Origin of the sequence: Streptomyces sp. NPDC057697 (genome assembly GCF_042799335.1) — a bacterium.
Classification (GTDB): domain Bacteria; phylum Actinomycetota; class Actinomycetes; order Streptomycetales; family Streptomycetaceae; genus Streptomyces.
The window spans coordinates 133,821-151,754 of record NZ_JBHVJA010000004.1 but is presented as its reverse complement, the minus strand read 5'-3'; the positions used below and the strand labels follow the sequence as shown (position 1 = coordinate 151,754).

Annotated in this window: 16 protein-coding genes; 10 read left to right on the top strand and 6 right to left on the bottom strand. The window is 72.8% G+C overall.

Translation table 11 applies throughout. From position 1 onward, the window contains the following. Nucleotides 1-100: 100 nt before the first annotated feature. From ACFVFH_RS13860 to ACFVFH_RS13850, 3 genes are read left to right on the top strand one after another with little or no spacing between them, the layout of a single operon-like run. The gene (locus ACFVFH_RS13860) at nt 101-2,356 is read left to right on the top strand and encodes a LamG-like jellyroll fold domain-containing protein (protein WP_383767116.1); all 2,256 of its coding nucleotides are present in this window, start codon (nt 101-103) and stop codon (nt 2,354-2,356) included. Next, a complete protein-coding gene (locus ACFVFH_RS13855; RefSeq protein ID WP_383767113.1) occupies nt 2,353-3,045 on the top strand; it encodes a hypothetical protein in 693 nt (230 codons plus the stop codon). The genes ACFVFH_RS13860 and ACFVFH_RS13855 overlap by 4 nt, the downstream gene beginning before the upstream one ends. Then, nucleotides 3,045-3,872: a glycosyltransferase family 2 protein gene (locus ACFVFH_RS13850; RefSeq protein ID WP_383767110.1), complete on the top strand. Its 828-nt coding sequence runs from the start codon at nt 3,045-3,047 to the stop codon at nt 3,870-3,872. Before ACFVFH_RS13855 ends, ACFVFH_RS13850 begins: the two co-directional genes overlap by 1 nt. On the opposite strand, the gene ACFVFH_RS13845 is transcribed toward ACFVFH_RS13850, so the two are convergent. Further along, complete coding sequence (locus ACFVFH_RS13845; protein ID WP_383767108.1) at nt 3,844-5,034, bottom strand: glycosyltransferase; 1,191 nt, start codon at nt 5,032-5,034, stop codon at nt 3,844-3,846. The two genes, ACFVFH_RS13850 and ACFVFH_RS13845, sit on opposite strands and share 29 nt — an antisense overlap. 105 nt (nt 5,035-5,139) lie before the next feature. On the opposite strand from ACFVFH_RS13845, the gene ACFVFH_RS13840 reads away from it, so the two are divergent. Continuing rightward, a complete protein-coding gene (locus ACFVFH_RS13840; protein ID WP_383767105.1) occupies nt 5,140-6,654 on the top strand; it encodes a hypothetical protein in 1,515 nt (504 codons plus the stop codon). On the opposite strand, the gene ACFVFH_RS13835 is transcribed toward ACFVFH_RS13840, so the two are convergent. From ACFVFH_RS13835 to ACFVFH_RS13825, 3 genes are read right to left on the bottom strand one after another with little or no spacing between them, the layout of a single operon-like run. Next, a complete protein-coding gene (locus ACFVFH_RS13835; protein WP_383767102.1) occupies nt 6,614-7,855 on the bottom strand; it encodes a hypothetical protein in 1,242 nt (413 codons plus the stop codon). The two genes, ACFVFH_RS13840 and ACFVFH_RS13835, sit on opposite strands and share 41 nt — an antisense overlap. Next, complete coding sequence (locus ACFVFH_RS13830) at nt 7,852-9,522, bottom strand: lipopolysaccharide biosynthesis protein (RefSeq protein ID WP_383767099.1); 1,671 nt, start codon at nt 9,520-9,522, stop codon at nt 7,852-7,854. The genes ACFVFH_RS13835 and ACFVFH_RS13830 overlap by 4 nt, the downstream gene beginning before the upstream one ends. Beyond that, the gene (locus tag ACFVFH_RS13825) at nt 9,519-10,784 is read right to left on the bottom strand and encodes a glycosyltransferase (RefSeq protein ID WP_383767096.1); all 1,266 of its coding nucleotides are present in this window, start codon (nt 10,782-10,784) and stop codon (nt 9,519-9,521) included. Before ACFVFH_RS13825 ends, ACFVFH_RS13830 begins: the two co-directional genes overlap by 4 nt. A gap of 209 nt (nt 10,785-10,993) precedes the next feature. On the opposite strand from ACFVFH_RS13825, the gene ACFVFH_RS13820 reads away from it, so the two are divergent. Next, entirely contained in the window at nt 10,994-11,434 is a 441-nt protein-coding gene (locus ACFVFH_RS13820) for an adenylyltransferase/cytidyltransferase family protein (protein ID WP_383767093.1), read from the top strand. On the opposite strand, the gene ACFVFH_RS13815 is transcribed toward ACFVFH_RS13820, so the two are convergent. Further along, entirely contained in the window at nt 11,409-12,137 is a 729-nt protein-coding gene (locus ACFVFH_RS13815; RefSeq protein ID WP_383767090.1) for a CDP-alcohol phosphatidyltransferase family protein, read from the bottom strand. The genes ACFVFH_RS13820 and ACFVFH_RS13815 overlap by 26 nt on opposite strands. A 128-nt stretch (nt 12,138-12,265) precedes the next feature. Next, nucleotides 12,266-12,961, bottom strand: a complete 696-nt coding sequence (locus ACFVFH_RS13810) for a ribonuclease H (RefSeq protein ID WP_383767087.1) — start codon at nt 12,959-12,961, stop codon at nt 12,266-12,268. 130 nt (nt 12,962-13,091) lie between these two features. On the opposite strand from ACFVFH_RS13810, the gene ACFVFH_RS13805 reads away from it, so the two are divergent. The 5 genes from ACFVFH_RS13805 (at nt 13,092) to ACFVFH_RS13785 (ending at nt 17,918) form a co-directional block, all read left to right on the top strand. Further along, nucleotides 13,092-13,292 (top strand): DUF6381 family protein, encoded by a 201-nt coding sequence (locus ACFVFH_RS13805; protein ID WP_383767084.1) that lies wholly within the window; start codon nt 13,092-13,094, stop codon nt 13,290-13,292. 289 nt (nt 13,293-13,581) lie between these two features. Further along, on the top strand, nt 13,582-14,538 hold the full coding sequence (locus tag ACFVFH_RS13800; protein WP_383767082.1) for a PmoA family protein: 957 nt from the start codon (nt 13,582-13,584) through the stop codon (nt 14,536-14,538). A gap of 5 nt (nt 14,539-14,543) precedes the next feature. After that, nucleotides 14,544-15,506, top strand: a complete 963-nt coding sequence (locus ACFVFH_RS13795) for a D-2-hydroxyacid dehydrogenase (RefSeq protein WP_383767079.1) — start codon at nt 14,544-14,546, stop codon at nt 15,504-15,506. A gap of 12 nt (nt 15,507-15,518) precedes the next feature. Then, nucleotides 15,519-16,760 carry a mandelate racemase/muconate lactonizing enzyme family protein gene (locus tag ACFVFH_RS13790; RefSeq protein ID WP_383767076.1) on the top strand — a complete coding sequence of 414 codons (1,242 nt, stop codon included), beginning with the start codon at nt 15,519-15,521 and terminating at the stop codon, nt 16,758-16,760. 87 nt (nt 16,761-16,847) lie between these two features. After that, the gene (locus tag ACFVFH_RS13785; protein WP_383767073.1) at nt 16,848-17,918 is read left to right on the top strand and encodes a LacI family DNA-binding transcriptional regulator; all 1,071 of its coding nucleotides are present in this window, start codon (nt 16,848-16,850) and stop codon (nt 17,916-17,918) included. The last annotated feature ends 16 nt before the right edge of the window (nt 17,919-17,934 follow it).

Genomic DNA, 17,934 nt, shown 5'->3' with positions numbered 1-17,934 from the left:
CTCCCGGCACCACGACGACAACCCACTCCACCGCACATCCGGTGGAGCCGGGCGCCGCGGCCGGTCGGCCGCAGCCCGTTCTCACCCTCGGAGCTGAATGATGAACGGAACCACGGGGCGCGGACGCCCCGGACGCGGCCGGCTGCGTGCCGCCGTCGGCGCGCTCTGCCTGCTCGCCGGAGCCCTGACCGCCGCCGCGTCCGGGGGCACCCCGGCCACGGCCCTCACCCCGCCGGTCTCCCTCACCGCGGACGACCTCACCACCTGGCAGACCAACGGCATCGTCTGGGCGATGGCCGCATCGGACGCCGGAGTGGTCTACGCCGGAGGCACCTTCTCCACCGTCCGGCCGCCGGGCGCGGCGGCCGGCACCTCGGAGCGGGCGGCGGTCAACTTCGCCGCCTTCGACGCCGCGACGGGCGAGCCGACCGGTTGCAGCCTCTCGTTCACCGTCTCCTCCGGCACGGCGACCGTACGGGCCCTGGCCCTCTCGCCGGACCAGAAGACCCTGTACGTCGGCGGGCAGTTCGGCTCGGTGAGCGGGGTGGGAGTGAGCAACTTCGCCGCGATCGACACGGCCACCTGCACTCCGCGCCAGGACTTCAAGGTCTCCGTCACCGCGACGGTGCGGGCGCTCGCCGTCACCGCCGACACCGTGTACCTCGGCGGTGACTTCAACTCGGTCGCCGGGCAGACCAGGAACAAGTTCGCCGCGGTCACCACGGGGGCCGTGCTCAAGCCGTGGAAGGCCAATACGGACGAGGTGGGCCGGGCCGTCGAGCTGACGCCCGACGGCAGACACGTGCTGATCGGCGGTGACTTCTTCACCGTCAACGGCACCACCTCGCACGCGCTGGCGGTCGTGGACGCCACGACCGGGGCGGTGGCCAAGAGCTATCCGGCCGGGTTCATCCCCGACACCTCCACGGTGCAGGACCTGACCACGGACGCCACCGGGTTCTACACCGCCAACGAGGGCACCGGAGGGGGTGTCTTCGACGGCCGGATCGCGCTGAACCTGAGCAACTTCGAGCAGCGCTGGCGGGACACCTGTCTGGGCGCCACCCAGGCCGTGCTGGTGCACAACGGCGTGCTGTACAGCGGAAGTCACGCCCACGACTGCTCCTCCATGGGGGAGTTCCCCGACCAGCCGCGCAAGCATCTGCTGGCCCAGTCCGTGGACGATCCCAAGCTGCTCCCCTGGTTCCCGGACACCAACGACGGGATCGGGGAGCCGGTCGGGCCCCGGGTCATGGCCCAGACCGACAAGGGCGGCCACCACTACCTCTGGGTCGGCGGGGAGTTCACCACCGTCAACGGCGCCGCCCAGCAGGGTCTGACCCGGTTCGCCGACGGGCCCGACACCGGGGCGCCCTGGGTGCCCAACGTCAGCGTGTCCACCGTCGCCGCGGGCAAGGTGGAGGTGAACTGGCAGGCGAGCTTCGACACCGACGACGGTGACCTCACCTACCGGATCTACCGGGACGGCGCGAGCACCCCGGTGTTCACCACGACGGGGCGCTCGGTGTTCTGGGACCGGCCGCAGCTGAGGTGGACCGACACCGACGTCGCCCCGGGCGAGACGCACTCGTACCGGATCAGCGCGAGCGACGGCACCAACACCAGCGCCAAGTCCCCGGCCGTCTCGGCGACCGTGGCGTCCGCGGCCGCGAAGTACCCCGCCAAGGTCCTCGCGGACGGCGCGTCGCTCTACTGGCGCTACGACGACACCGCGACCTTCGCCGGAGACACCGGCAGCGGGCGCAACAACGGCTTCACCCGCAACTCCCCCACCCGGCAGCTGACCCCGGCCGCCGTGGCGGGCCCCTCGACCGCGATCGGGTTCAACGGCTCGAACCAGTACGTCTACAGCAACAAGCGCCATCCGCAGCCGGCCAAGTTCTCGGTGGAGACCTGGTTCAGGACGACGTCCGCCAAGGGAGGGAAGATCATCGGCTTCGGCAGTCTGACCATGCAGAACAGCGTCCAGTACGACAAGCATGTGTACATGCGTGACGACGGGCGGCTGGTCTTCGGAGTGAAGAGCGGCAGCCTGCGGACCATCACCACACCGGCCGCCTACAACAACGGCGCCTGGCACCATGTCGTGGCCACCCAGGGCTCCGGCGGCATGGCGCTCTACGTCGACGGGGCGCTCCGCGCCTCGACCACCCTGTACACCGGCAACGAGAAGTACGACGGGTACTGGCGCGTGGGCGGGGACAACCTGAAGGGCTGGCCGGACAGGCCGACGAGCGACTTCTTCGCGGGGCAGATCGACGAGACCGCCGTCTACCCGACCGCGCTGAGCAGCACGCAGGTCAGTGCCCACTACGCGCTGAGGACGGCTGGATGAGATTCCCGTTCCGGGCCGCCGCCGCCGTCGTCGCGCTGACGGCGGCGCTGGCCGCCTGCGGCTCCTCCCCGGACAGCCGTCAGGAGGAGAGCGGCGCCGGGCCGTCCGCAGTGCGGACCCCGCTCGCCGCTCCGTCGGCCGGCCCCGGCACCACCGCACCCGGCGATCCTCCTGCCTCCCGCACCGGCGAGCCGCCGAAACTCCCTTCCGACCGGCTCACCCCGGCGACGGGCTCGTTCACCCGGAAGCAGAAGGAGTATCTGGTGGGCCGGGTGGACCGGGGCATGGATCCGGCGGCCGTGCTCCAGACCGGTCAGGAGACCTGCGACCGGCTGCGGTTCCTGGTGAAGGCCGACCGGGAGGTGGCGGTCGGCGCGATCGTGACCGGTGAGATCGCCGACGCGGAACCGGTGATCACACATCTCTGCCCCCGCTACGGCGACCTGCTGCGGGAGGCCGCCCGGGGGTACGCGGACGGCACGCACCAGGGCGAGCGGCTCCGTCCGGGCCGCTACCACGACGTCTCCCCCACCGGGAACTGCTCCTGGCAGATCACCGGGGCGGACGGCAGGCCCTCGGTCTCCGGCTCCTCCTCCGACGGGAAGCGGACCGTGATCACCGTCCCGCCGCGGGCCCGTGCCTTCACTTCCACAGGCTGCTACGCCTGGCTGCCCGAAGGAGACCTCTGATGAGCAAGCTGCCGATAGCCGTGGTGATCCCCACGAAGAACGAGGGGCTCAACATCGCCGAGGCGGTGAAGTCGGTGCTCGGCCATTTCGAGGCGGTCGTGGTCGTCGACTCGCACAGCACGGACGACACGGTGAAGATCGCCGAGGAGTGCGGGGCCGAGGTGATCACGTACACCTGGGACGGCGGTCATCCGCGCAAGAAGCAGTGGTGCCTGGACCATGTCCGCACGGACCTGGACTGGATCCTGCTGCTGGACGGGGACGAACGGATCGGTCCCGGGCTGCTGGCCGAACTGCGGCGGCTCTTCGCCGACCCGGACGCGCCGAAGGCCGCGGCGTACGACATCCCGCTCGGCTACTGGTTCTCCGGGCGGCGGCTGCGCCACGGCTACACCATCCGCAAGCGGTCGCTGACCGACCGCACCCGCTGCAGGTACCCGGAGGTGGGGGATCTCGACGCGCCGGGCATCGGCGAGGTCGAGGGCCACTACCAGCCGGTCGCCGCGTCGGTCGGGTCACTGCGCGGTCCGATCGAGCACCAGGACCTCGACCCGGTCACCGCCTGGTTCGAGCGGCACAACCGCTACTCGGACTGGGAGGCCTGGCTGGAGCAGCATCCCGAGGTCAAGGAGCAGGTGCGGAGGGTAAAGTCGCGCCAGGGGCAGCTGTTCCACAAGGCGCCGTTCAAACCCCTGGTGTCGTTCGCCTACATGTATGTGTACCGGCGGGGATTCCTCGACGGCCGGGCGGGGTTCGACTTCGCGCTGGCAATGAGCTTCTACCGCTGGCAGATCGCCCTCAAGTCCCGTGAGGCGCGCTCCGCCTGACCCGGCGACGGCTCCGGCGGACCACGTCCTCGTAGGTCCGCCGGAGCGTCGCGGTCACGGCGTCGATGGTGAAGTCCGCGTCGACCAGGGCCCACGCCGCCCTGCCCGCACGGGCGTTGGCCTCGGGTTCGAGGAGCTCCAGCACGGCGGCGGCGACCTTGAGCGCGTTCTTCCCGTCCTCGCCGACCCGGCTGTCGATCACCCGGCCCGCGCCCGCGCGGGCCACATCGGGGGCGAGCCCGCAGGTGCGGGTGATGACCACGGGGGTGCCGACCGACATCGCTTCGAGGACTGACACGCCGAGGGGCTCCTCGATCGACGGCAGTACGTACACATCGGCCCGCCGCCCCGCCGCCAGGACCTCTTCGTGGCCGAGCGGCCCCACGTGATCGAGCGAGTCGGCCACGCCGAGTTCACGGGCGAGCCGGAGGGTGGCGGGCAGCGCCCCGGTGTCGGGACCGGCCAGCACGAAGCGGGCGTCCGGGTGCTCGGCCAGGACCGTGGGCATCGCGGCGACGAAGTCCTCCGGGCGCTTGCGTTCCTGGATCCGGGCGAGGAAGAGGACCGTGGGCGGCCGCCCCGGCTCCCTGGCCCGCTTGATCTCCTGCGGGCGCACACCGTTGACCAGCCGTACGGTGCGGGTCAGCGGCACCGGGGCGGCCACGGCGTTCACATCGCGGCGTTCCGTCTCCGTGAGATGCAGTACGGCGTCGGCGCCGCGCAGCACCCTGCGCACGCCCAGCAGGTCGGTGAGACGGGCGACGCGGTTCTCGGTGGGGTCCACCATCCCGTGGGTCTGGAGGACCAGCGGCGTGCCGTTGGCCAGGGCGAGCAGCGCGGCGGGCAGGGTCACCAGGTCGCGCATCAGATGGACGTGGACGAGGTCGGCGCCGCGCATCATGCGGTGTGCGGCGAGCAGGAGCGCGCCGGAGGTGATGCCGCTGACCTCGAAGGCGGGGAGCAGGTGGCGGGCCTGGAAGAGACGGGCCGGTACCCCCTCGATCCGGGGCGGGAGGGGGCCTTCGAAGCCGTCGCCGAGCGCCATGATCCGCGCGTCGTCGCCCGCGGCCCGCTGGGCCTTCGACAGGTTGAGCGCCACCCTGGTCGGTCCGCCGAACGCGTGGTCCGGGGTGTGCAGTGTGACGATGTGCAGGATCTTCACCAGGTTCCCCCCGACCTCGGCAGCCCGTCCCAGACTAGTCAGCCCGAACACCTCAAGTGGGTTGATTCGTTAGAGTGTTCACAGGCCCACGGAGACGGGGAGCACATGACGTCCGTGCACGAGGCGGCACCGTCCGCGCCCGTACCGGAGCACGGCCCGCGAGACCCCGTCCACGCGCCGGCGAAGCCCATGTCGTGGGCGATGCTCTCGCGGGCCCTGGCCGTTCCACTGATCCTCGCCCTGGTCTGCTTCCTTCCCGCGGTGGTGGCCGCGCAGCCGGGCGCGGGGGTCCGGGACACCGCGTACTGGCTCCAGCTCGTGCTGACCTGTTATGCGGGGGCCCGGCTCGCGACCATGATCCTCTCCACCCGGCGGCGTCTGCTCCAGGGCGTCTTCTGGATGTTCGTGTACATCGCGATGGGGGTGGCGCCGTTCGCCCAGGCCGTCATCGGACAGACGCCCACGCCGGTGGTCGGGCCGCGGTCGGATCTGGTGACGGCCGTCGCGCTGGTCCTGGCGGGCTGTGTCGCGTTCGACCTGGGGGCCCTGCTGGCCTCGCGGCGGCCGCTGCGGCGCAGGACCGCCGCGCGCGCCGGGAGCGGTCCGGCCGTCGCACACCGCGGGCGGCTCGGGGTGCTGGTGCTGCTGGCCTTCGCGGCGAGCGGCTACTACGTCATCAAGCTCGGCGGGCCCGCGGTCTTCTTCTCCAGCCGTCAGGAGATCAGCGCCTCGGTCGCGGCGAGCGGGGTGGCCTCGGGGCAGTCCAACGTGGGACCGGCCTTCCTGAAGGGCTTCGGCACGGTCCCCGCGCTGATCGCGCTGCTCTTCCACACCCGTCGGCTGGTGACCTCGCGCCTGGCCCGGCGCTCCCCGTCGACGGTGCTGGTCTGGACGGGCCTGGTCGCGCTCAACGCGATCGTCAACAACCCGCTCTCCAATGCCCGTTACTGGTTCCTGACGGTGCTGGTCTCGCTGCTGTTCACGGCGTTCCCGAGCAGCTCGGCGATGTACCGCACGGTGCTGGCCACGGGGGTGGTCGGGGCGCTGGTGCTGTTTCCGTACGCGGACCGCTTCCGCTACGACGACGCCGGGTACCGGCCGGTGGATTCCTCGTCGGTCTTCGAGCCGCTGGCCACCAAGGACTACGACCAGACGGTGATGTTCGCCAACGCCATCACCTGGGTCGACGCCCACGGCCACACCTACGGTCGCCAACTGGCGGGCTCCGCGCTCTTCTTCGTGCCCCGGTCGGTGTGGAGCGGCAAGCCGGAGGACACGGGGGTGCGGGTCGGTCAGTGGATGGGGATGAACATGACCAACCTCTCGGCGCCGCTGTGGACCGAGGTCTGGGTCGACTTCGGGGCGCCGGGCGTGGTGGGCGCCTTCGCGCTGATCGGGTACGGCGCCGCCCGTACCGACCGGCGGTACGCGCGGGCCGTCTCCCGGGACGGTCCGGGCCCCGGCAGCGTGCTGGCGGTCACCGCGCCGTTGATCGCCGGGTACACCTTCATCCTGTTGCGCGGCCCCCTCCTCCAGTCGGTCGGGAAGGCGGCCGTCGCGGCACTCTGTCTGTCGCTGGTCATGAGCTTCCGGGCCCGGGACGGGCGGCGCCCGCGCTGACGGGCACGCGCCCGGCGCCCAGCCGGGCCACCCTGGTCCAGGTGGCCGCCGCCTTGCACACGGACCCCAGGCACAGGCCCCAGGCGGCCCCCGGCACCCCGCCGAGCGCATAGCCGGCGGCGAGGAAGGCGACCGCGGTGAGCGAGAAGACCACCTGGATGGCGAGCGTGGTCCGCGGGTCGAGCATCCGCAGGGCCAGCAGCCCGCAGGTGCCGACGGCCATCGCCGCGTACTGGCTGCCGGTCGCCGGGAGCAGGGCGGCGGCCGTGGGCCAGGTGTCGCCGAGCAGCCGGCGCCCGGCCGATCGGGGCAGCAGGGCCAGTGCGGTGGCCCAGACGACGGCGGTGGCCGCGAGGACGGCGGCGAGCGTCGCGGCGGCCCGTACCCTGCGCCGTTCGTCGGCGAGTCTGCCCAGCAGGGGCGGGCCGAAGCCGGTGGCCGAGGTGAACAGCACATTGAGCGGTCCGAAGAGGGTGGTCGCGCCGCGCAGGGCGCCGACCACCAGCGGGTTGCCGAACGTGCCGAGTCCGAGCACGGAGAGCTGGGCGGTGGCGTTGCCCACCGCGAACTCCACCACGAAGCGCCGCCCCAGATGGCCCCGTCGCAGCAGGGCCTTCGGCCTCAGGGGCGTTCCGGCCGTCCTGCGGTGCAGCAGGGCGGCCGACACCAGCAGGGCGGGCAGGGTGGACAGCCCCCAGACGAGGACGAGCCGGGCGGCCGGGACGCCGTGCGGCTGCGCCGCCAGCGCACCCAGCACACAGACCAGCCGGAGTGTGTCGCCCGCCAGCGCGAGGTGCGGCAGGTGCAGGGTGGAGAAGGCGTATCGGAGGGTGTCCTGGCCCAGGACGACCGGCAGGACGAGCCCCAGCGCCGTCAGGGCCCGTGCGGTGGCCCCGGGCAGGAGCAGGCAGACCGTGGCCGACAGGGCTCCGAGTGCCGCCGCCGCGAGCAGGGTGAAGACGACCGCCGACCGGCAGGCGCCGCGCACCTCGTCGCCGTCGCCCCGCCGCAGGACGAGCGGCTGCCCCGCGTAGGCGCCGAAGACGCCCAGGAGCACCGTGAAGACGAGGTAGACCGCCGAGAAGCGGGCGAAGTCGGCCACGGTGGAGAGCCGGGCGGCCGTCACCAGCACCAGGATGTTGGTGAGTGCCGCCACCCCTTGGTCCGCGACCGAGCAGACGATCGCGGTCCGTGCTCTCATCTGTGTCCGGCGGTGGAGTCGAAGGGGCGCAGCCCCAGCGTCTCGGTGGGGTCGCCGGTGTGTTCGGGGCGGCTGTCCGGCCCGCTCTCCCGGGGCCGCCCGCCCTTCTGATGGCGCCGGGCGGACCTTTTGAGGGCCCGGCGTTCGTGGCGGCCGCGGCCGGGGTGCAGCAGGGCGCCCAGCACCGAGCCGCCCGCGGCACCGATGATCTCCCGGATCCGTTCCAGGTCGCTGCGGTGGACCTCGCGCGGGTCGCAGACCACCACGACGCCCTCCACCCGGTCGATCAGCGCGACGGCGTCCGCGTACGACAGCACGGGCGGAGCCAGCACGATGACGACGGCGTCGGGCCGGTCGCCCTCGGCGGCGATCCGGCCGACCGCCGCCGAGGTCAGGGCGCGCGGCACGTTGTCCGCGCGCCGGCCCGCTATCAGGGTGAAGGCGCCGGAGCCGGGTACGTCCACGTTCATCCGGCTGTCGGACGGCCAGGGCCGGCGGCCCCGGTTGGCCCAGCGCGGCGGGGAGCCCTGGACCGCCGGGCCGAGGTCCCTGGCGAGTGCGGGGGTCCGCAGATCGGCCTCGACGAGGATGACGTCGCGCCCCATCTCGGCGAAGGCCGCGGCCAGGTTGGCCGCGGCGGCGGCCGCCGCGGAGCCGTCCCCGCGCGGGGCGGTGACCAGGAGCCTGCGCCGCTGGGCGAACGAGGGATCGTAGGCGAGCCGGAAGGCCACCGCGCGGTACTCCTCGGCGAGGCGGCTTCCGCTGTGCCCGATGGCCAGCAGCGATCCGGCGGACGCGCGCTCCCTGGGCAGGGTGCCGAGGAGCGGCGCGCCGAGCGAGCGGACCAGCTCCCGGGTGGAGCGCACGGCCGGGTCGAAGACCAGGCGCACCCAGGACAGCAGCAGCCCCAGCGCCAGGCCGACGGCACCACCGAGCCCGAGCAGCAGGGGAAGCCCGGCGCCGGTGGGTTCGCCGGGCGCGACGGGCTTCTTCGTCAGATATCCGGGCGTGGTGTCGAGCGCACGCAACTCGGAGATCTTGCGGGAGAGTTCGGAGATCGCGACCACGAGGTTGGCGCGTGCGCTGGACACGTCGTCGCCCCCGGACTGCTCGGCCAGCCGGTCGCGCTGCTCGGTGAGCGGTGTCAGCTGGGCGCGGTAGCCCTGGACCATGTTGGCGATGCTGTTCTCCGTGCGCTGCTGGCGTATCTCCAGATAGGCGTCGGCCAGCGCCTTGGCCCGCTTCTGCGCCAGGTCGGGGGTGCGGCCGGTGTAGGCGAAGCGCAGGACCAGGGTGTTCGGCGGGTTGGTGACCTGGAGTCCGGACAGCAGCGGCCGGAGCCCGACCCGGTCTCCCCGCGCCGCCAGGGTGGTGACGGCCAGGGTGCCCACGGTGTCGCTGACGGCGGTCTGCCGTTCCGAGCCGATGTTGATGCCCTTGTCGGCGGAGGCCCCGGCGGCGAAGGGGTCCGAGGTGGCGGAGCGTACGACGACCTCGCCCGTCGAGGTGTAGCTGTCCTCGCCGCTCAGGGCGAGCCAGCCGCCGCCTACGAGCCCGGCGACCACGCCGGAGACGAGCAGGGCGCGGTAGCGCAGGAGCTGACGGAACTGGTCCCTCAGCAGCGCTGGTTCGTCCTGGTCCTCCAGGGTGCGGATCGGCTGGTTCATCGACGTGGTCTCCCTTGTGCGTCCGCGAGGACCTCGGTGAGCAGGGCGTCGAAGCGGGCCAGGCCCGCCTCGCGGCTCAGGTGACGTGCGACGTACTGCGGTCCGTTGGCCCCGAGCGCGTCCGCCCCGGCCGGTGCCTCGACGAGCTTGCGCACGGCCGACAGGAGGGCCGCGGGGTCCTCCGGGGCGACGAGGAGCCCGGCGCCGGACCGCTGGACCTCCTGTGCGGTGCCTCCCCCTTCGGCGACCGAGGCCACCACGGGCCGGCCCGAGACGAAGTAGGAGGTGAGCTTGGAGGGGACGCTCATGTCGAGGACGGAGGCGCGCTGTGTCACCGCGAGCACGTCGGCGGCGGCGAGGACGTCGGTGAACTCGTCCGCCCCGGCCGGGGGCAGGATGTCGAGGTTGCGCAGGCCCGCGGCGCGTTCCAGCAGGGCCTCGCGCTGGTTTCCGTCCCCCATGAGCACCACGCGTATCCCGGGCGCGAGCCGGGCCGCGTCGACCAGCACCTCCAGCCCCTGTTTGAGCCCCATGTTCCCGGAGTGCAGGACCACGGGGGTGCCCTCGCTCCAGCCCAGCCGCGCGCGGGTGCGGGCCCGGTCGGCGGAAGGGGCCTGCACATGGGACCAGTTGGGCACCGTGCGGATGCGGGCCGGGTCCACCCCGTACCCGATGACGCGGGGCACGAAGCTCTCGTGGATGACGCCGACGAGGGCCGCGGAGCGCAGCGCGTACCGTTCGGCGGCCGAGGCGACGGCGGCCGCCCCGCCCCCGCCCCGGATGCCGCTCTGCGCGGCGGCGGCGCCCATCAGGTCCTGGACGACGGGGACGTACGGGACCCGGTGGCGGGCGGCGAGCCGGGCGCCGACGACCCCGCCGGCGAGACTGGGGATCTGGGAGACCACCGCGTCCGGCCGGGGCGGGACGGGCGGCGGCAGCAGGCCGTGGACGAGTACCGTCGTCTCGAAGAGCCCTCTGCGCAGGGCGGTCTGACGGGACGGCACATAGTGTCTTCGCCGGTGCAGGGTGACCCCGGCCCGGCGCTCGACGACCCGCCACACTCCCCGGTACTCCGGGTCGGTCCGCCAGGACGGGTAGTGCGGCATCCCGGTCAGCACATGGGTGTCGGCCCCGGCCGCGGCCCAGTGCTCGGCGAGCTGCGCGGCGTACGGGCCGATGCCCGTCAGCTCCGGTGCGTAGTTCGTCGAGACGACCAGCAGGGTGCGGCCGTCGAACGGCCGTTGGCACTCGGCATCGGACATGGGCGCTCGCCTTCCCCCGGAACCCTCTGTGTTCCCCTCAGGGAACAGCCCCAAAAGCGAGCTTATCCGTTCACGAGATGCGCAAGTGGTCTTCACAGTAAGGTCGTTGGACCATCGACACCGATGCCGAAATCCCCACGCACCGGAGGGCACGTCCGGACGGCCGCCGGGGAGCGCGGCATCACGTTCACCGTGGGGGGAGAGAACGGATGGTACACAGGGTCGGCTACGCGCCGGGGGTCTACGACCTGTTCCATGTGGGGCACCTCAACATCCTGCGGCATGCCCGCAGTCAGTGCGACTACCTCGTCGCCGGGGTCGTCTCGGACGAGATGGCCGCGCTCGCCAAGGGGCACCGGCCGGTGATACCGCTGACGGAGCGCCTGGAGATCGTGCGCAGTGTGCGCTACGTGGACGCGGCGTTCGTCGAGACGGTGCCCGACAAGGTCGAGACCTGGCAGCAGGTGAGGTTCGACGTGCTCTTCAAGGGGGACGACTGGCGGGACACGGAGCGGGGAAGACGGCTGGAACGCGACTTCGCCGAGGTCGGCGTGGAGGTCGTCTACTTCCCGTACACCGTGCACACGTCCAGCACCCAGCTGCGCCGGGCACTGGACGTGCTGGTCACCCCGCAGTCCGGAGCGCTCTGAGCTCCCTGAACCACTTGGTGAGGAACGCCACCAGGAACAGCGCGTGCACGGTGGCGAGCGCCGCGTAGCCGAAGCGGAACGCGGTGGGGGCGCCCAGGAGCAGGAACACCACGCAGAACACTCCGTAGTCGGCGGGCAGCAGCGCGACTGCCCGCAGCCGCGGGACCGGGGCCGTGCCGGAGTCCGCACCGGGGCGGGCGGCCGCCCTGCCCAGCTGCTCGCGCAGCAGGCCCGCGCAGAAGGTCAGCACCGCCGTGAAGAGGAAGCCCAGCGGCAGGAGCAGCCACCCCTCGCCGGGCAGCCGGCCGAACCGGTGGAACGAGATCAGCACCGCCGTGTGCACGAGGATCATCTTGGCGCAGTCCACGACGTGGTCCAGCCACTCGCCGTCCGGGCCGCCCCGGCCGGTCAGCCGGGCCAGTTGCCCGTCGGCCGAGTCGAGGGCGAAGCCGATGACGAGACCGGCGTACACCGCGACCGCGAGCCAGGACGACGGCCGGACGAGCGCCACCGAGGCGATGGCGGCGAAGGTGAATGCCGCACTGACCGAGGTGACCTGGTTGGGCGTCATCCCGAGCCGGTACGCGGCCGCGGCGAGGACCCGGCCGGCCGGACGGTTCACGTACCGCGAATACAGCGACACCCCCTTGGCCGGCTTCTGCGCGCCGCGCAGCTCCCGCAGGACCGTGCCCGTGCTTCCCATCCGCCCCCCAGCGTGCCGTCGTCGCCGACGGCGTCGGCCCACCGGGGCGAGGACGCCGTCGAAGCCGCATCATGGCATGCCGCCCCGGTGTCGCGCGGCCGCTTGCCCGCTCCGGCCGGCGCGACGGCTCAGGCGGATGCGGTACGGCACTCCGGATGGCCCCAGCCGTGGGGGTTCTTGGCGATCATGTCCTGTGCCGCGTAGGGCTTCCCGCAGTGGCAGCGACCGGCGAACCTGGCCCGGATGGTGCTGCCTGAGCGGGCGGGGCGGGACGTGGAACGGGCCTTCTTCGACGCCGCGCCGCCGCTGCCGCCCTCCCTGGCGCGGGCGGGATCGGGTGTCGGCAGCCGGGTGGCGCCGTGTGCCGTCCCGGCCGGGGTCTGCGACACCGCGGCCTCGCCGGCGGCCTGGTCGGCGAGGGCGTTGAGCGGGTCTCCGTCGACCTGGTGGGCGGGAACATAGGTGAAGCGCACGGTCCGGCCGGTCAGCCGGGCGTCGATGCCGGACACGAGCTCACGATTGGCCACCGGCTTGCCGGCCGAGGTCTTCCAGCCGTTGCGCTTCCACCCCGGCAGCCACTTCGTCACCGCGTTCATCGCGTACTGCGAGTCCATCCGCACCTCGATCGGCACGGCGGGGTCCGTCGCGTCCAACAGCTCGCGCAGCGCGGTGAGTTCGGCGACGTTGTTGGTGGCGGTGCCCAGCGGTCCCGCCTCCCAGCGCTCGGGGCTCCCCTGCGCGTCGGCCACGACCCATGCCCAGGCCGCAGGTCCCGGGTTGCCCTTGGACGCCCCGTCACACGCGGCGATGATGCTCTCGTTCATGCCCCGATCATGCCAGCGTCGCGTCGGCTCCCTGCAGACCGTGACGCTGAGTGACGATTCGAGATGCGGCGGCATGGCGGCGCTGGTTCTCTGAGGGAGCCCGCTCTTCCCAACCGCACAAGGAGCGATGATGAGCGTTGCACGTGAATCCGGTGACCGTGCGCAGCAGCAGCGCGAGAAGGCCCGGCACATGACCGAGGCCGCCGAGCGCACCACCGACCCTGAGCAGCGCCGGCGGCTCCAGGAGAAGGCCCGCAAGCTCCAGGAGCAGTGCGACCAGCAGGGCGGCATGGGCGGCATGGGCGGCGGAAGCATACGGCCGCCCAAGTAGCACCCGCGCAGGCCGGCGGCCGACGTCTTGTCGCTCTTCCATGAGTGGGCGGCAAGCCGTCGGCCGCCGTGTCGTCCCCGGTGCTCCTCAGGGGCGGTCGATGCCCCTGAGGAGCTGTCGGCGTCCCTCGGGAACCGCCGCCGCTCCGCCGGGACCGGCGTTCTTCATGTCCTTCGGGAGCCGGCATTCCTCCGGGGCCGTCGATGTCCTCAGCCCTGTTGACGTTCCAGCGACGCAGGCCCTAGGTTGCGGTAAGCGCTTTCCAGCCGCACCCAGGAGATCTCGGGACATGAGCAGCCCACTGCGCCTCAGCCACGCCCACGGTGACCGGATCACGGTCACCGAAGAGCACGGCGGCATCGATCTGATCAGCTACGTCTACCGTCCGGAAGCGGCCTGGGAGGCCCCCAAGCCCTATATCCACCCCATGCGCACCTTGACCGACAACGTTGTCACCAACTACCGCCCCAACGATCACCGCTGGCACAAGGGCCTCCAGATGACGGCCTCCCACCTCTCCGGGCAGAACCTGTGGGGCGGCAACACCTATGTGCACGGCCAGGACTACGTGCCGCTGCCCGAGCGGGTCGGATCGATGGCGCACCTGGGATTCGACGAGGTCACGGCGGACGCCGGGCGCGCGGTCATCGCGGAGCGGCTGAGCTGGCGCCCCCACGACGGCACGCACTGGGCGGACGAGCTGCGCCGGATCGAGCTGCACGATGTCGAGCACGCCGGCTCCGGCGCCGCCGCCGCGGACCCCGGTGGCAGCTGGACCCTGACCTGGTCCAGCGCGATCACCAACCGGCACACCGAACCACTGCGATTCGGCAGCCCGACCACCCACGGCCGGGAGGCGGCCGGCTACACCGGCCTCTTCTGGCGCGGGCCGCGCGCCTTCCGCGGCGGCCGGATCATCGGCCCGGACGGGGAGGGCCCGGAGCTGATGGGGACGCAGGCACCCTGGCTGGCCTACGGCGGCGAACACGACGGCACCGACGGCCACGCCACACTGATCTTCCAGCACGCCCCGGAGAACGATCACACGGGAGCGGGCGGCGGCCACCCGGCCCACTGGTTCGTCCGCGCCGAGCCCTTCGCCGCCGTCGCCCCCTCCTTCGCGTTCCACGAGGAGCTGGAGCTGGCCCCGGGCGCCACCCTGGCCCGCCGCTACCGGATCACGGTGGCGGACGGGGAGTGGGACCGGGACAGGATCGCCGAGCACCTCGCGCGGCACCCGTGGTGAACGGGGTGGACCGGGACACCGGCGGCCCCGGTCTGTACGTGGAACTGCCGCTCGTCGAGGCCGACCGCGTCCGCCTGCGCGAACTCGGCCCCGGGCCCGTGTGGTTCGCCGAGCCGGGGACCGCGTCGGAGGCGGACGCCCGTGCCTTCGCCGCCGCCGGCACGGCGCTCGGCAATCCCAGGGCGGCCTGGGTGGCGACCGCACCCCGGCTGAGGTGGCTGCAACTCGCCTCGGTCGGGATCGACGGCTATCTCGGTCTCGACTGGGCCGCCCTCGGCCGCCGCCTCACGGTCACCAACCTGGGTGATGTCTTCGCCGATCCCGTCGCGCAGTCGTGCCTGGCGGGCATTCTCGCGCTCCATCGCGGCATCGACCGGCTCTCCGGGCTGCGCGCCGAGGGCCGATGGGCGAAGTCCGCCGTGCGGCCCCGGCTGCGGCTGCTGACCGGGGCCCGGGTCCTCGTGCTGGGCCGGGGGTCCATCGCCCGGCGGTTCGCCGAGCTGCTCGGCCCGTTCGGCTGCTCCGTCTCGTACTTCGCACGCGGCTCCGGCGACCTCCGCACCCCGGCCGAGCTCGACGAGCGACTGCCCTGCTTCGACGTGGTGGTGGGGCTGTTGCCCGGCACACCCGAAACGAGCGGACTGCTCGATGCGCGACGGCTGGCCCTGATGCGGCCGGGGGCCGTCCTGGTGAACGCCGGACGGGGATCACTGGTGGACGAGGAGGCCCTGGTCCGCGAGCTGGCCTCCGGGCGTCTCGGCGGAGCGGTGCTGGATGTCACCGCGCGGGAGCCGCTGCCCGCCGGGCACCCCCTGTGGAGCTGCCCCGGGGTCGTCCTCACCCAGCACACCGCGGGTGGATCGACGGACGAGTCCACCCGGGTCGTCGACCTGTTCACCGACAACTGGCACCGTTTCCAAGCCGGTTCACCGCTGCGCAACCCCGTGCAGTGGTCCAGAGGATTCTGAGGACACACCATCATGTCCGAACCCGCTCCCGACCACATCGGCGCACGGACCGGCGACGGGGCGCGCATCGCGGCGATCCGTCCGGTGCTGCTCAGCGCCCCCTACGCGGATCCGGAGAATCTGGAGGTGCGCCTCGCGCTGCCGACGGGGTGGCGCACGACCGGCCTGGTGGAGGTCACCCTGGACGACGGCACGACCGGGCTCGGCGAGGGCTATCTCGCCGTCTTCGCGCCCCGGGTCTTCGTCTCGACCGTCGAGCTGATCGCCCCCTGTCTGGTCGGCCGACCGGCCGGGGACCTGGCGGGGCGGTACCGGGACATGGTGCTCGTGACGGGCTACTGGAGTCTTCAGGGGGCGGCCCGCCATGTCGTCTCCGCCGTGGAGGCGGCCCTGGTCGACGCCCTCGGAAAGCGGGCGGGCGTACCCGCGTACGAGTTGCTGGGCGGCCGTCGCACGGACAGGATCCGGCTCTACGCCAGCGGGGGCGACTCGGCCACCCCCTCGGCGATGAGCGCCGAGATCGCCGCCGTGGCGGCCCTCGGCATCGACACCTTCAAGATCAGGGCGCGGGGCCATGAAGCGGACAAGGCGGTGTGGACGCTGGAGCACGCGGCCGCGCACGGCATCGGCATCGCCGTCGACATGGCGCAGAACCTTGAGGACCCCGGCCAGTCGGTGACGGACGCACTGGCGTTCCTGGACGCGGTCAGGACCGGCACCCGGTGGCCGGTGCGCTTTCTGGAGGAGCCGCTCGGGCCCGCCCGGACCGCCGCTTACCCCGGCCTGCGGAGGGCGGCGGGCTGTCCGGTGGCGGGCGGCGAGACGGTCACCACCGCACGGGAGCTGCTGGACCGCATGGCCTCGGGGTGTTACGACCTGGTGCAGCCGGACGCCACGGTCGTCGGCGGGCTGCGCCAGACGCTGGCGGTCTTCGCGGGCGCGGCGGAGCACGGCGTGGAAGCGGTCGTGCACTGCTGGGGCAGCGCCGTGTGCCAGGCGGCCAACTACCACGCCGCCTTCGCCGGAGGCGGGCGGCTGGCCGAATGGCCGATGCCCCGGTATCCGCTGCGGTCGGAACTGCTGGTCGAGCCGTTCCGTCTGGAGGACGGCTGTCTGCTCGCTCCGCGGGTCCCGGGGCTCGGCGTCCGGCTCGATCCGGAGACGGAGCGGCGGTACGCCTTCCGGGACGACGCTGTCTACCACTGTGCGACCGCGATGCCGTCGGCCGGACCGGGCCGGTGGCACACGGGCTGACCCGGTGGGCGGCAGGACGGTCCCGGTGGTGGGTTTCCTCTGGCTCACACGATGGGAAAACGCTTTCAGTACAGCTATCGTAGCCCCATGCAGAGCCAGGTCAATCGACGTTCCGCCCGCCCCCGCCCGTCGTCCGCCGTGACGCTCCAGCAGGTCGCGCAGGACGCCGGGGTCTCTCTCGCCACGGCGTCGCGCGTCCTCAGCGACAGCGACCGCAACGTCACCCAGGAGCTCCAGGAGCGCGTCCTGGAGGCGGCCGCCCGGCTCCGCTACGTGTCCAACGCACCGGCCCGCGCGCTCGTGCAGTCCACCACCTCCATCGTCGGCCTGGTCGTGCACGATGTGAACGACGCCTACTACTCCGCCATCGCGGCCGGTGTCATGGAGGTCGCCCGCGACCACAAGCTCCTGGTGATGCTGGCCGGGACCTTCCACGAGCCGGCGCTCCAGGCGGAGTACGTCGCCCGGCTGCGGGCGCAGCGGGCCCGCGCCGTGGTCCTGGCCGGATCGGGCTTCACCGACAGGAGCCCCGCGCTCGCCCAGGAGCTGGAGGCCTTCGCCGCACAGGGCGGCCGGGTGACCGCGGTCGCGCACCGGGACCTTCCGGTGGACACCATCGTGCCGGGCAACCGCGAGGGCGGCCGGGCCGTCGCCGAGCACCTCGCCGGGCTGGGCCACACCGAGATCGGTGTCATCTGCGGCCCGCTGGCGCTGGTCTCCGTGCAGGACCGGCTGAACGGCTTCCTGGAGCGCGCCGCCGAACTGGGCGTGGTCGTACAGGAACACCACCGCGTCGAGGCCGACTTCACCCGGGACGGCGGCCGGGCCGCGGCGGTGCGGCTGTTTCGCAGGTCGCCGGGGATCACCGCGCTGTTCGCGCTCAACGACGCCATGGCGCTGGGCGCGCTCGCGGCGCTCCGTGACGACCTCGGCAGGAGCGTGCCCGCCGACGTCTCCGTCGTCGGCTTCGACGATCTGCCGGTGGCCTGCGACGTCACCCCCGCGCTGACCACCGTACGGCTGCCGCTGGAGGAGATCGGCCGCCGGGCGCTGCTGCTGACCCTCGGCGACGCGACGCCTTCGCCACGCACCCTCGCCGTGCCCTCGCGTCTGGTGGTGCGGGCCAGTACGGCGCCGCCGCCCCGTACGGCCGGCTGAGCGGCGGGCGGCCCCG

Bases quoted from the DNA above. Each gene is read 5' to 3' on its own strand.
- ACFVFH_RS13860 (WP_383767116.1), top strand. From the start codon at position 101: ATGAACGGAACCACGGGGCGCGGACGCCCCGGACGCGGCCGGCTGCGT.
- ACFVFH_RS13855 (WP_383767113.1), top strand. From the start codon at position 2,353: ATGAGATTCCCGTTCCGGGCCGCCGCCGCCGTCGTCGCGCTGACGGCG.
- ACFVFH_RS13850 (WP_383767110.1), top strand. From the start codon at position 3,045: ATGAGCAAGCTGCCGATAGCCGTGGTGATCCCCACGAAGAACGAGGGG.
- ACFVFH_RS13840 (WP_383767105.1), top strand. From the start codon at position 5,140: ATGACGTCCGTGCACGAGGCGGCACCGTCCGCGCCCGTACCGGAGCAC.
- ACFVFH_RS13835 (WP_383767102.1), bottom strand. From the start codon at position 7,855: ATGAGAGCACGGACCGCGATCGTCTGCTCGGTCGCGGACCAAGGGGTG.
- ACFVFH_RS13830 (WP_383767099.1), bottom strand. From the start codon at position 9,522: ATGAACCAGCCGATCCGCACCCTGGAGGACCAGGACGAACCAGCGCTG.
- ACFVFH_RS13825 (WP_383767096.1), bottom strand. From the start codon at position 10,784: ATGTCCGATGCCGAGTGCCAACGGCCGTTCGACGGCCGCACCCTGCTG.
- ACFVFH_RS13820 (WP_383767093.1), top strand. From the start codon at position 10,994: ATGGTACACAGGGTCGGCTACGCGCCGGGGGTCTACGACCTGTTCCAT.
- ACFVFH_RS13815 (WP_383767090.1), bottom strand. From the start codon at position 12,137: ATGGGAAGCACGGGCACGGTCCTGCGGGAGCTGCGCGGCGCGCAGAAG.
- ACFVFH_RS13810 (WP_383767087.1), bottom strand. From the start codon at position 12,961: ATGAACGAGAGCATCATCGCCGCGTGTGACGGGGCGTCCAAGGGCAAC.
- ACFVFH_RS13805 (WP_383767084.1), top strand. From the start codon at position 13,092: ATGAGCGTTGCACGTGAATCCGGTGACCGTGCGCAGCAGCAGCGCGAG.
- ACFVFH_RS13800 (WP_383767082.1), top strand. From the start codon at position 13,582: ATGAGCAGCCCACTGCGCCTCAGCCACGCCCACGGTGACCGGATCACG.
- ACFVFH_RS13790 (WP_383767076.1), top strand. From the start codon at position 15,519: ATGTCCGAACCCGCTCCCGACCACATCGGCGCACGGACCGGCGACGGG.
- ACFVFH_RS13785 (WP_383767073.1), top strand. From the start codon at position 16,848: ATGCAGAGCCAGGTCAATCGACGTTCCGCCCGCCCCCGCCCGTCGTCC.